A 12,698-nucleotide genomic window follows, 5' to 3' on the forward strand; every position below is an offset into this window, starting at 1 on the left:
GTAGACATGAATCTACGGATATTTACTTAGACTATGGTGCCAATCTGATATTGCCATTAGTGCTGCTTCAGGGAGAGGGGCAATGAGCCCGCAGGGCGATGACTGCGAGTACAGCGCAAGGATAGAAGAGGCTGAGAAAGCACTTGGCCGGGGATTTCTGTGGCTTTCGTTTCCGGCAGATCTGGAGCGGCGCTACCGCGAGGATTATCGCAACGAGGCAGCGCGAGCGTTTCGTTATCGCTCCCTGTTTATTCTGTTTCTCTATCTGCTGCTCAGTTCCGGCATCTATGCATTGATGCCGGAGAGCGAGCGCTTTGCCTGGGTCAGTTGGTACAGCTGGGTGGGCGTGATTATTGTTGTTGCCAGTGTGCTGTCACGGGTTCCTGCGATGGATCGCTGGTTTTCACTGTATGCCGGCCTCGGCAGCATGCTGGCAGTGGCGTTTTCGGTGGCCATTACCGGCTTTACCCATAATCAGGTGGCCAATCAGCTGACCCATGCGGCGATTATGTATGCGGTGGTGATTATTTACAGCATTGTTGGTTTGAATTTGCGTACTGCCACCCTTGCCGGGTGGAGTGGCGGCGCTCTGGGTATCGTGATTGCGCACATGATGGGCGGGGCGGTGGACTGGGACGTGGCGCATCGCACCTACACGGGTAGCAGTCTGATGGGCATGCTGATTTGCTATTTGATAGAGCACGGCCATCGGCGCGCTTATCTGCAGGCCCGTTTGCTCACTCTGACTGGGCAGCGCACCGAGCAATATGCCCGGCAGGTTGCGCACCTTTCGCGTACGGACCCTCTTACCGGGCTATCCAACCGGCGGCATATGGATGAGGTAATGGATGTGCTGTGGCGGCGCGCTCGCCGTGAACAATTCTGTGTGGCTGCGTTGATGATCGACGTAGATCATTTCAAACCCTATAACGATCATTTTGGCCATCTTGCCGGGGACCAATGCCTGCGCAAGATTTCTGCCGTGCTGTCGGACTTTGCGGGCCGTCCTGATGATCTTGCCGTGCGCTATGGTGGTGAGGAGTTCTTGCTAGTGCTTGGCGGGGCGGATCTGCAAGCAGCACAGCACATCGCCCAACGAGTATTGGAGGCAGTGCGCGAGCTTGCCGTGCCAATGCCAGATGAGAAAAACTGTATATCTGTGAGCATTGGTGTTGCTGCGGTTGTGCCGGCGGAGAGTATCGGTGTTGACGCTTTACTTCATCAGGCGGATGAGGCTCTGTATCAGGCCAAGCAGCAAGGCCGCGATAGGGTTGTTGCTCAGGCGCCGCCTTTATCCATGGTTGGCCAGAACAGCCGGTTAACTTGATGGTTTGCCCCCCTGCTGGCGATAGTGCGCTGGACTAGTGCCGGTAATTTTTTTGAATAGCCGAGAAAAATAATAGGGATCCTCGAAGCCGAATTGTCGGGCTATTTCCGCCACCGGTGCATTACTCACCTCCAGCAAATAGCACGCTCGAGCAATTTTGCGGTGCAGAAAAGCTTGCATGGGTGTCTGTCCGGTAGCGGCTCGATAGCGGCGGATGAATTGCCAGCGAGAGCTTTCTCCAGCGGCGGCGGCCAGTTGTGCCACCGTCAGACGCTGATCAAGGTGCTGCTGCATCATGTGATGCAGTGCTTCGATATCAAGGCTTGCGGATGACTTTTGCACGCGACCAGCGAGCATCACGGCATAGGTAAGAATACTGCGGCACAAGCTGGTGGCGTGCAGCAAGCTGGCGCTTTGGTAGCCGGAGGCCACCACGCTAAGTAGCGCGCGGAAATCACTGATCAGGTGTTCATGCAGGCCGAGCTTCAGGCATCGGTGATGATGCGGATCAAGCAGATGGAACAGGCTGGCCAGCTGATGTCCATCCAGATGCATCCAGTACAGACTCCAGGGGTGCTGGCTGTCGGCTCGATAGCGGTGAGCGGCGCCTGGTGGTAGCAACACCAGATCGCCGCGCTGCACCTGAATGCGCTGACTGTCGGCCTCCGGGGCGGCCTTGAAGTATTCCAGAGTGGCACAGCCCTCCACGCAATAAATCACCAGATAGTCCTGTGGGTCCGGTCGTGCCATATGGTGGCCGGCGGCCCGCGGATAGTAACCAAAGGCCAGCGGGTAGCACCCTGAAGTAAGGGGGTTTAGGCCCATCTCCTGCACTGGCGGCTGTGGTAGCAGGACTCGCTCAGCGCTTTCCCGCAGTGGCCAGTCTGAAGTCCGGTTCATGCAATAAAGTCCATCAAGTGCAATTGAGGCTATCTTATCCCGGGGCGCCACTGTGGTACAAAGTGGCAAGTCCTCTAATCCGGAGCAATAACATGGCTACCCGTGTCCCTCATCTGATTAACGGCGCATGGCGTCATGACGCCGGCAGTGCGCCATTTCCCGTCACCGATCCGACCAGTAATCAGCCTCTCTGGGAAGTGGCGTCGGCCAGCGCCGATGAAATCAACCAGGCGGTGGCGTCAGCCAAGCAGGCGTTTCAGGCCTGGCGCGAGGTGCCTGTTCCGGAGCGAGCTCGACTGATGCTGCGTTATCAGCATTTGCTCAAGCAGCACCATGACGAGCTTGGTGCGCTGGTGGCACAGGAGACCGGCAAGACCATTGCGGACGCCAAGGGCGATGTTTGGCGCGGTATCGAAGTGGCCGAGCAGGCCGCCAATGTTGCCGCGTTGATGATGGGTGAGACTGTCGAGAACGTGGCCCGCGGTGTAGACACGCACTCATGGGTGCAACCACTAGGCGTGTGTGTCGGCATTACTCCATTTAACTTCCCGGCGATGATTCCGTTATGGATGTTCCCGATGGCACTGGCGTGCGGAAATGCCTTTATTCTCAAGCCGTCCGAGCAAGACCCTATGACCGCCGTACGTCTTGGTGAGCTACTGCTTGAGGCCGGAGCCCCCAAGGACATCCTGCAGATTGTTCATGGCCGCAAGGAGCAGGTCGATCAACTGATCACCCATCCGGACGTAAAGGCGGTGTCGTTCGTAGGATCGGTGCCAGTGGGCCAACATATTTATCGTACTGCCACCGATCATATGAAGCGTGCCCAATGTTTTGCTGGCGCCAAGAATCATATGGTGATCATGCCCGATGCCAATCCGCAGCAGGTGGTCAGTCAGCTGGTGGGCGCCAGTGTTGGCGCTGCCGGTCAGCGTTGCATGGCGATTAGCGTGGCGGTATTTGTCGGTAACGCCCGTGAAATGATTCCGGCGTTGCGTGATGAGCTGGCGAAGGTAGTGCCGGGTCATCACAGCAATGCGGCCGCGGCCTATGGCCCGCTGATCAGTCCGCAGGCCAAGGCGCGGGTTCTGAAGCTGATTGAAGCTGGCAAGCAGGAGGCCGAGTGTCTGCTTGATGGCAGTGATTGCATGGTGCCGGGTTATCCGGATGGCAATTGGGTCGGGCCGACGCTGTTTCGCGGCGTGACGGCGGAGATGACTATCTATAAAGAGGAAATTTTTGGTCCGGTGCTGTGCTGTGTTGAGGTTGAGTCGCTGGATGAGGCGTTACAGCTGGTGAACGCCAATCCATATGGTAATGGCACCTCGATTTTCACCAGGAGCGGTGCGGCGGCACGCAAGTATCAGCATGAAGTAGAAGTGGGGCAGGTCGGTATCAATATTCCGATTCCGGTGCCGTTGCCGTTCTTCTCATTTACTGGCTGGAAAGGATCGTTCTACGGTGACCTGCATGCGTATGGCAAACAGGGCGTGCGGTTTTATACCGAGACCAAGACGGTGACTTCCCGCTGGCCGGAGGATGAGATTGTTGAGACGAATATGACTATTTCTTTGAAATAGTCTGGTGTGTATTTGGTGTGGCAGAGAATTTCACTGACAGGCCATCCTGAACAGAAGAATTCAACTTTGAGGTAAACCATGGATTTTTCACTGACGGAAGAACAGCACGCCTACTGCGACACCGCACGTCAGTTCATGGAAAAGGAGCTGGCACCGTTTGCCGCCGAATGGGACGCAAATAGCCATTTCCCGGTGGACACGCTGCAGGCCGCTGGCGAACTGGGCTTTATGAGCCTGTACTGCCCGGAAGAACATGGTGGCATGGGCTTGTCGCGGCTTGATGCAGCACTGATCTTCGAAGTCCTCTCGCAAGGCTGCACCTCCACCACCGCCTATATCACCATCCATAACATGGCCACGTGGATGCTGTGTCGCTACGGCAACGATGCTGTGCGCGGCGAATGGGCAGCCGCACTCACCAGTGGGGAGAAGCTGGCTTCCTACTGTCTGACCGAGCCCAATGCTGGTTCCGATGCGGCATCGTTGAAAACCGAGGCCCGTCGTGATGGAGACGATTACCTGTTGAATGGCAGCAAGGCGTTTATCTCCGGGGCCGGCAGTACTGATGCGCTGGTGCTGATGGCTCGTACTGGCGGAGAGGGTGCCAAGGGGATTTCCTGCTTTCTGGTGCCCGCCAATGCGCCCGGAGTGAGCTATGGTCGCAATGAGGACAAGATGGGCTGGAAGTCGCAGCCCACCCGGCAGGTGGTGCTTGATAATGTGCGCATACCGGCGCATTACCTGCTTGGCAGGGAAGGCGAAGGTTTTCGTATTGCCATGGCAGGGTTGGATGGTGGCCGTATCAATATCGCCAGCTGCTCACTGGGCACGGCTCGCGCGGCACTGGATCAGGCCCTCGGTTATGCTCAGGAGCGCCGTCAGTTTGGTCAGGCATTGTCCGAGTTTCAGACCGTTCAGTTTCGCCTCGCGGATATGGCCACGGAGCTTACGGCTGCTCAGCAGATGGTTCGCCTTGCGGCCTGGAAGCTGGATCGTCAGGATGAAGATCGCACCATGATGTGCGCCATGGCAAAACGATTGGCCACTGATCTTTGTTTCAATATCTGCAACGAAGCGCTGCAGCTGCATGGCGGGTACGGCTATATTCGCGAGTATCCCTTAGAGCGATACCTGCGTGATGCTCGAGTACACCAGATTCTGGAAGGCACTAATGAAATCATGCGCGTGATTATTGCCCGAAAGCTTTTGCAGGTCTAAAACAGAAAACTGTAAATGTTGTAGCGGATAACCACGCCCCAATCAGGGGATGTCACCAAACGCCACCCTGACAGGAGAAAAACGCACCATGCATCAACCCGTCCTGTTCCGCACAGAATCAACACAGTCTGGTAAGAAGATTGGCTTCGCTACCTTGAACGTGCCAAAGGCGCTGAATTCCCTGTCGCTGGAAATGATCGACTTGCTTTATGCCCAGCTAACCGAATGGCAACAGGATGACACCATCGCTGCTGTTTGGCTGGATGCTGAAGGTGAAAAGGCTTTCTGTGCCGGCGGCGATATCGTTCGTCTGTACCAAAGCATGGTTGACACTCCTAAAGGGCAGCGCAACCAGTATGCGGAGGATTTCTTCGCCCGTGAATACCGCCTCGATTATCTGCTTCACACTTTTGCCAAGCCGGTTATTTGCTGGGGCCACGGTATTGTCATGGGGGGCGGTTTGGGGCTGATGTCCGGCTGCTCACATCGCGTGGTTACGGAAAAAAGCCGTATTGCCATGCCGGAGATCACTATCGGCCTGCATCCTGATGTGGGCGGTAGCTGGTTTTTGAGTCGAATGCCCGGTCGACTTGGTCTATTCCTTGGCCTGACCGGTGCCAATATCAATGCGGCCGACGCCCTGTTCGTTGGTCTTGCTGATCGCGCCATCAGTCACCAGCAGAAGAAGGCTGTTATTGCTGAGCTGTGTAATTGTGCGCAGCTCGGTCATGCCGCAGTTTCTTCGGTACTTCGTCGACAGCAAATGGCTGCTGATACCTTGCCAGGCAGTGCACTGCGTGATCATTTCGATCAGATCAATAACTTGTGTGACGCAGACTCTTTGGCTCAGCTGCATAGTCAGATTACAGGTTATCAAGCAGATGACCCGCTGCTGCAGAAGGCCGCAGCGACACTGGCAAAAGGTTGTGTGCAGACCGCCTGGCTGGTGTGGGAGTCGCAACGCCGGGTGCGACAGATGTCGCTGGCAGAGGCATTTCGCATGGAGTGGAGCATGTCAGTGCAATGCGCCCTGCATGACGATTTTCGCGAAGGCGTACGGGCACTACTGATCGACAAGGACGGCAGCCCAGCGTTCCGTTATAGCAAAGTGGAGGATTTCCCTGAGCAGCTGCTGAACGAGTTTTTCGTCAGTCCGGTGGTACCGCATCCTTTGGAGGCTTTATGAAAATTGCATTCTTTGGTTTGGGTCACATGGGTGGGCCAATGGCGACGAATCTGCTCAAGGCTGGCCATGAGCTGACCGTATTTGACTTGCAGTCCGCACTGGTGGATGGGCTGGCGGCTCAGGGCGCCATCGCCGTGCAGCAGCCGGCAGACGCGGTGATCGACGCGGACGTGGTGATTAGCATGTTACCTTCCGGAAAAGCGGTGTCATCACTCTATCTTGGTGAGCAGGGCATCCTCCGGCACATTGCGTCATCGGCTCTGGTTATCGATTGCTCCACCATTGATGCGGCAACCGCAAAACACGTTTCCCGGCAGGCGCAGCAGGCCGGTATTTCCATGATTGACGCGCCGGTATCCGGTGGGGTTGCCGGTGCAGCGGCAGGTACTCTGACCTTTATCTGCGGCGGCAGTGAGGAGCAAGTTGCACAGGCTGAGCCTGTGCTGCTGCAGATGGGCAAAAAGGTCTTTCGCGCTGGTGATCACGGTGCCGGTCAGACCGCAAAGCTATGCAACAACATGTTGCTGGCCATTCACATGATTGGTACCTGCGAGGCGTTACAGCTGGGTGCAGATCACGGTCTGGATCCGAAAGTGCTATCGGAAATCATGCTGGCAAGCTCTGGCCGTAACTGGTCATTGGAGCTATATAACCCGTGGCCGGGGGTGATGGAAAATGCCCCTGCATCGCGTGGCTATGCTGGCGGTTTTGCGGTCAACCTGATGAACAAGGATCTCGGTTTGGCAGTTGAGGCAGCCATGGATAGTGGCACCAATACCCCATTAGGTGCGCTGGCAAAAAGTCTTTATGCACTGCATGCCAGCGAGGGAAGTGGCCAGTTGGACTTCTCCAGTATCCAGCAAATGTTTGCCCGCGATAGCTGACTGGCTGTCGCTCAGGATGGTAGCGGGTAGGGCAGGTCGATGGTCTGCCAATCCAGCGGCTGGTCATTCAGTAGCAGCGCGCCCTGATGATCGAGACGCAGTACCACCAGCGCATCGGTGTGTTGTGTGCCACTGACGGCACTGACCAGTTCGCCAACGGATTGTCCCTCTGCGCCACGTAGCACGCTGCCGGCGGCAGCTGTGACACCAGCTTGCCAGCGCAGGTGTTGCATACGCTGTTTCATCTTGCCCTTGAAGTGCATCCGCGCTACCACCTCCTGACCAAGGTAGCAGCCCTTTTTGAAGTTAACCCCGTCGAGCAGGTCGTAATTCAATGCTTGTGGCAGCCATAGGGCCTCGCCGCCGGGCAGGATATGGCCAATGCCTGCATCTATTTCAATGCGCAGCCAGTCGTCCACGCCGCCCAGTTCCGCCACGGTGTAGTGGTTTAAAAGATTGCGAGCCCCATCCTCCGGAGTGAGCAGTAGCAGGGTATTGACGCTGATTCGGGCCAGCGTGCTGCTGTTGCCCTGACTGCAATGGCCCACAGCCGGCACAGGTATGCCCTGCAGGATATCTTTAGCGGCCGCCTGATCCAGCAGCAGGGGGATTTGGGGTTGCACGCTCAGGGTGACTTTGCTGAACATGGCGTACTTTTTCAGCGCAGTCAGAGCGTCGTCGACACGCCGCCTGGATGTCAGTAGATCGATCCCATCTGTGGCCGGTAATACCATATAACTGTGCTGGCCGCGTCCCTTCAGGTCCAGGTGCATGGCCAGATGCCACTGCCCGGTACTGACCTCTCTTAGCTCACAGGTGAGCTGGCCCTGAAGGAACTTCTCCGTTTCCGGGCCACGTACACTGATGACCGCCAGATGGTCGCCAACAATCAACGAGGCGGCGGAGCCAGCTGAAAAATGGCTGACTTCGCCATTTGAATTACGTTGCGCGCCTAGGTCATCAAGAAACTGCTGCCAGGACATAGTGATAAAATCCGAAGTGCCGAAAGTGAGCTTGATGATAGATAATGTTCGCCCCGGTTGTCAGTGGTGAAAGTGATATGCCTGATTCTGATCTGAAACGTCGTTACCAATGGCAGTGCCGTCGTGGCCTGCTGGAGGTCGATTTAGTGCTGAACGACTACATGGAACGTTTTTTCGATCAGGAGAGCGAGGTGCGCCAGCTGCTATTTGCCGACTTGCTGGCGCAGCAGGATGCGGAGCTATTTGAGTGGTTTACCCGCCGATCACAGCCGCAGGACCTGCAGCTGCGTGACTATGTCGAGCATATCCTTACTCTTCGTGAATCAGCCCATTGAGCTGACACCGTCCCGTTGGCCCTGGCTACTTTGGGGGCTGGCCGGTTTACTGGTTTTTACGGCGCTGCTATTAAGTGGCTTGAGTTTGACCGGGCAGGTGGCTGCCAGTCTGTTACTACTGTGTGTTGGCCTGTTGGAGTGGCGCCAGCAGCGGCGGGTGCGCTCACTGCAGTTTTCCACCCAGATCATTTGCTGCGTCCTTCGCGGTGGGGAAAAGCTGCAAGCGAGGTGGCCATTACCAGGCATGGCTAACCGCTATTGGGTCAGTTTTGGCCTGCCAGCGCGTGTCGGGGGACGAGTCTGGCTGACGGTGTACCATGATCAACTTTCGGCCGCTGACTTTCGCCATCTGCGTGTCATGATGGGTCGCTGATATTTTCCGGGGTCAGGACCGTATCGCGAATTTCATCTGCTGCATCCGGATGATCAAGCATGTAGTGCAGGCCGCGGGATTCTTTGCGTTCCATGGCTGAACGGATGATCAACTCGGCAATGACCACAAGGTTGCGCAGTTCCAGCAGGTCATTGCTGATCTGGTAGTTGGAGTAAAAGTCAGCTATTTCCTTTTTAAGCATCTGCACGCGGTGGTTTGCTCGCTGCAGGCGCTTCACAGTGCGTACGATGCCCACGTAATCCCACATAAACCGGCGCAGTTCGTCCCAGTTATGGGCGATCACCACATCTTCATCGGCTTCCGTTACTTTTGACTCATCCCATTCCGGTACTGCTGCCGGAGGCGGCACTTCATTGATTTGGCTGGCAATGTGCTCGCTGGCGGCGCGGCCAAAGACAAAACATTCGAGCAGTGAGTTGCTGGCCATGCGATTGGCGCCGTGCAGGCCTGTGAAAGAGGTTTCGCCTATGGCATACAGGCCGGGCAGGTCGGTTTGCCCATTGAGGTCAGTCATTACTCCGCCACAGGTGTAATGAGCTGCCGGCACTACAGGAATCGGGTCGCGGGTGATGTCGATTCCCAGCTGTAGACACTTGGCGTAGACAGTTGGGAAGTGATTGATTATGAAATCCGCAGGACGGTGACTGATATCCAGATATAAACAGTCGGCACCAAGCCGTTTCATTTCATGATCGATGGCGCGGGCGACGATATCACGGGGCGCCAGTTCGCCGCGCTCATCAAAGCGCTGCATAAATCGCTCGCCATCCGGTAGCAGTAGATGACCGCCTTCGCCGCGAATTGCCTCGGTAATCAGAAAGGATTTTGCTTTCGGGTGGTAAAGGCAGGTCGGATGGAACTGCATAAATTCCATATTGGCTACCCGGCAGCCTGCTCGCCAGGCCATGGCAATGCCGTCGCCAGTGGCCACGTCCGGGTTCGATGTGTACAGATAAACCTTGCTGGCACCGCCGGTGGCAAGGACCACAGATCGAGCCAGAAAGACGTCGGTGTCGCCTTTTTCGATGTGGTGAATATAGGCGCCAGTGCAGCGGCGAGTACCGTTGTGCTGCTCGCTGATCAGGTCTACGGCGACACGGTGCTCAAAGCGCTCCACATTGGCGCGCTTCTCCACCTGACGGATCAGGGCACTGGAAATGGCTACGCCCGTGGCGTCGGCGGCATGGATGATGCGTCTATGGCTGTGGCCACCCTCTCGGGTCAGGTGGTACTCCTGGGTGCCGCCATCACCACTGTCAAAACGGGTGAAATCAACCCCCTGCTCAATTAGCCAGCGGATAGCTTCAGGACCATTTTCCACGGTTTTGCGCACGGCATCGTCGTGGCACAGCCCCGCACCAGCGATATGGGTATCGGTGATGTGATAGTCCATCGAGTCAGTTTCGTCCAGTACCGCAGCAATTCCGCCCTGGGCATACCAGGTGCTTGCGCTGGTCAGCTGCCCTTTGGATAGCAGTGCCACCCGGCAGGTATCCGGCAAGTTGAGCGCCACGGTGAGTCCGGCGGCGCCGCTGCCGATGATCAGCACATCATGTGTGTAGGTGGCCATATTCCGTCTCTGGGTCGATTGACTGCGAATTCTAGCAAAGGCATGGCCGGACTTTGCTAGAATTCGTCATCCGCCGGGGAACCGGCAGCCATTTTTAGCGTCTCAGCCCAGCATGGGGTGAGCAGGGGGAGACCCGGGTGACCGACGAAGAACTGGTCAAACGCGCCGGTAAAGGTGATCAGCGCGCTTTTGATCTGCTGGTGCGTAAGTATCAGCATAGAATTTTTGCCCTGATCAGCCGTTATGTGCGTGATCAGGATGAGGTGCAGGACGTCGCTCAGGAGGCCTTTATCAAGGCATGGCGGGCGCTGCCCCGGTTTCGTGGTGATAGCCAGTTTTACACTTGGCTGTACCGCATTGCCGTGAATACGGCCAAGAACTATCTGGTGGCCCGTGGTCGTCGTCCACCAGGCTCGGATATCGATGCTGATGAGGCAGAACAGTTTATCGGTGCAGACGGTTTGCATGACTCTGGAACTCCAGAGTCGATACTGATGTCGCAGGAGTTAGCGGGTGTTATTGCCAAGGCGATTGAGGCTCTGCCTCACGAACTGCGCACAGCGGTGACACTGCGTGAATTCGATGGTCTGAGCTACGAGGATATTGCGGCAATTATGGAGTGTCCGGTTGGCACAGTCAGGTCGCGTATTTTTCGTGCCCGTGAGGCTATCGAACAGGCCATGCGGCCAATAATGGATCAGGACAGCGTTATGCGCTGAAGCAGGAACTGGTAAACGATGCAGTTAACCCTAGCCCACAGCCCACAGGTGGCAAAATGAAACAGCAATCGCAAACAGCACCACGGGAAGAAGCTCTGTCCGCTTTGTTTGATAACGAAGTCAATGAGCTGGAGGCGCGTCGTCTGTTGCGCGACATGACGGATCATGATGCTACCCGCCTGGGGCATTGGCAGTTGGCCCGCGATGTTATGCAGCGCCATGCCGTGGCTCCAGTTCCGGAGGACTTTAGTGCCCGTATCTCGGCCGCCGTGGCTGACGAGAAACAGCCCAGGCAGTGGGCTCTGCCGTTAGCCCGAGTTGCGGTGGCTGCATCAGTGGCTTTGGCCACCGTGGTCGGTTGGCAGTACTGGGACAGCAACGCAGCAAATACGGCGCCGGCTCTGGCTTCGTCGCAGCAGCGTCCGTTGCTGCTTGGCGAAGGGGAGTTGGTGTCACGCTCACTGCGTGAGCAGGCCCAGCCGGCAGCACTGGTGTCCGGACATCAGCGTATCGACGACATGATCGTTCGCCACAGTGACTTTGCTGCCCGGCATGGCTCTCAGGGTTTGGCGCCTTATGCTCGCTTTATCAGTCTGGAAGCGCAGAAGGAACAGCAATAATGTGGTTGCGGTCTCTGGGGGCAGCGCTACTTTGTCTGGCCGTGCAGTTGGCCCCGGTTAGAGCTGAGGAGATATCGGCACCGCATCTGCTCAAGCAGATGGCTGATGCGGCCCGGCTGCTGGAGTACCGCGGGCGCCTGTTATATATGCATGGCAGTGAGGTGACCACGCTGGAGTTGCTGCATGCCCGTATTGATGATCGTGAACACGAGCGCCTGACACAGCTTGAAGGAGCCCTTGCTGAAGTTATTCGGCGTGGCGAGCACGTTGTCTGTGTACATGCAGATCAAAGTATTACCAGACTGGTAAATCGAAGTTCGGTAACGCCGCTTGGCTTGCATGAGCGGCTGAGCAACTCCCTGCCTGTGCAGTACCGGCTGCAGCTAGACGGTGAAGACCGGGTTGCTGGTAGAGCGGCTTATCGGATGCAGCTTCTGCCAATGGATCAGTTCCGCTACGGCTACCGCTTGTGGACAGATCAGGCCAGTCATCTGCTGCTTAAATCTGAGTTAGTGGACCTTTCTGGCAGAGCGCTTGAGCGTATTGAGTTTGTCAGTCTGGATCTTGAGCCGGGCCTGACGGTTGATGATTTTGTTGTGCCTGCGGCGCTCAAGGAGCGTGCTCTGGATAGTCTTGACGCCAGTGAGCCTGCCCATGGCAGGGTTCAGGTTGTTACTGGCTGGCTGCCTGAAGGATTCATGGAGGCGGATCGTGATGTGCGCCTTAGCGGTGGTGAGCGCAGGCCTGTAGCTGCTGCCACCTTCAGTGATGGGCTGGCTGCCTTTACCTTGTTTGTTGAAGAGCCGGGCGAAGGCAAACCGGAAGGAGTCAGTAAGATCGGACCGACCATAGCGATTAGCCGGGTGATCGGCTCTGCCGGTGGGGACTGGTTAGTGACTCTGGTTGGGGAAGTGCCCCAGTTGACCGGTGAGCGTGTTCTGGCGGATTTGTCCCTTGAGGCCAACAGTGATTGAAGAGCCGG

Annotated in this window: 13 protein-coding genes; 10 read left to right on the forward strand and 3 right to left on the reverse strand. The window is 56.7% G+C overall.

What is annotated here, in order from left to right; genetic code table 11:
* Positions 1–82 precede the first annotated feature (82 nt).
* A complete protein-coding gene (locus tag J1C54_RS02035; RefSeq protein ID WP_229144162.1) occupies positions 83–1,327 on the forward strand; it encodes a diguanylate cyclase in 1,245 nt (414 codons plus the stop codon).
* Here J1C54_RS02035 and J1C54_RS02040 read toward each other — a convergent pair.
* A complete protein-coding gene (locus tag J1C54_RS02040) occupies positions 1,319–2,227 on the reverse strand; it encodes an AraC family transcriptional regulator (protein WP_229144163.1) in 909 nt (302 codons plus the stop codon). The genes J1C54_RS02035 and J1C54_RS02040 overlap by 9 nt on opposite strands.
* A 92-nt stretch (positions 2,228–2,319) precedes the next feature.
* Here J1C54_RS02040 and J1C54_RS02045 point away from each other — a divergent pair, with 92 nt between their 5' ends.
* From J1C54_RS02045 to mmsB, 4 genes are all read left to right on the forward strand, one after another.
* Complete coding sequence (locus J1C54_RS02045; RefSeq protein ID WP_229144164.1) at positions 2,320–3,807, forward strand: CoA-acylating methylmalonate-semialdehyde dehydrogenase; 1,488 nt, start codon at positions 2,320–2,322, stop codon at positions 3,805–3,807.
* Between the two features lie 78 nt (positions 3,808–3,885).
* On the forward strand, positions 3,886–5,025 hold the full coding sequence (locus tag J1C54_RS02050; RefSeq protein WP_229144165.1) for an acyl-CoA dehydrogenase family protein: 1,140 nt from the start codon (positions 3,886–3,888) through the stop codon (positions 5,023–5,025).
* A gap of 88 nt (positions 5,026–5,113) precedes the next feature.
* Positions 5,114–6,211 (forward strand): enoyl-CoA hydratase/isomerase family protein, encoded by a 1,098-nt coding sequence (locus tag J1C54_RS02055; RefSeq protein ID WP_229144166.1) that lies wholly within the window; start codon positions 5,114–5,116, stop codon positions 6,209–6,211.
* The gene (gene mmsB / locus J1C54_RS02060) at positions 6,208–7,095 is read left to right on the forward strand and encodes a 3-hydroxyisobutyrate dehydrogenase (protein WP_229144167.1); all 888 of its coding nucleotides are present in this window, start codon (positions 6,208–6,210) and stop codon (positions 7,093–7,095) included. The genes J1C54_RS02055 and mmsB overlap by 4 nt, the downstream gene beginning before the upstream one ends.
* A gap of 11 nt (positions 7,096–7,106) precedes the next feature.
* On the opposite strand, the gene J1C54_RS02065 is transcribed toward mmsB, so the two are convergent.
* Positions 7,107–8,078, reverse strand: coding sequence for a folate-binding protein YgfZ (locus J1C54_RS02065; protein WP_229144168.1), 972 nt, complete (start codon positions 8,076–8,078; stop codon positions 7,107–7,109).
* A 77-nt stretch (positions 8,079–8,155) separates the two neighbouring features.
* Here J1C54_RS02065 and J1C54_RS02070 point away from each other — a divergent pair, with 77 nt between their 5' ends.
* Positions 8,156–8,413, forward strand: coding sequence for a succinate dehydrogenase assembly factor 2 (locus J1C54_RS02070; RefSeq protein ID WP_229144169.1), 258 nt, complete (start codon positions 8,156–8,158; stop codon positions 8,411–8,413).
* Entirely contained in the window at positions 8,397–8,786 is a 390-nt protein-coding gene (locus J1C54_RS02075; protein ID WP_229144170.1) for a hypothetical protein, read from the forward strand. Before J1C54_RS02070 ends, J1C54_RS02075 begins: the two co-directional genes overlap by 17 nt.
* Here J1C54_RS02075 and nadB read toward each other — a convergent pair.
* Positions 8,770–10,377 (reverse strand): L-aspartate oxidase, encoded by a 1,608-nt coding sequence (gene nadB, locus J1C54_RS02080; protein WP_229144171.1) that lies wholly within the window; start codon positions 10,375–10,377, stop codon positions 8,770–8,772. The genes J1C54_RS02075 and nadB overlap by 17 nt on opposite strands.
* A 137-nt stretch (positions 10,378–10,514) precedes the next feature.
* On the opposite strand from nadB, the gene rpoE reads away from it, so the two are divergent.
* Genes rpoE through J1C54_RS02095 form a run of 3 tightly spaced genes read left to right on the forward strand, consistent with a single transcriptional unit; the run spans position 10,515 to position 12,690 of the window.
* Positions 10,515–11,096, forward strand: coding sequence for an RNA polymerase sigma factor RpoE (gene rpoE / locus J1C54_RS02085; RefSeq protein WP_229144172.1), 582 nt, complete (start codon positions 10,515–10,517; stop codon positions 11,094–11,096).
* A 56-nt stretch (positions 11,097–11,152) separates the two neighbouring features.
* Entirely contained in the window at positions 11,153–11,716 is a 564-nt protein-coding gene (locus tag J1C54_RS02090) for a sigma-E factor negative regulatory protein (RefSeq protein ID WP_229144173.1), read from the forward strand.
* The gene (locus J1C54_RS02095; RefSeq protein ID WP_229144174.1) at positions 11,716–12,690 is read left to right on the forward strand and encodes a MucB/RseB C-terminal domain-containing protein; all 975 of its coding nucleotides are present in this window, start codon (positions 11,716–11,718) and stop codon (positions 12,688–12,690) included. The genes J1C54_RS02090 and J1C54_RS02095 overlap by 1 nt, the downstream gene beginning before the upstream one ends.
* Positions 12,691–12,698 lie beyond the last annotated feature (8 nt).

It is taken from the genome of Alcanivorax sp. 1008 (genome assembly GCF_020667895.1).
Taxonomy (GTDB): Bacteria; Pseudomonadota; Gammaproteobacteria; order Pseudomonadales; family Alcanivoracaceae; genus PGZG01.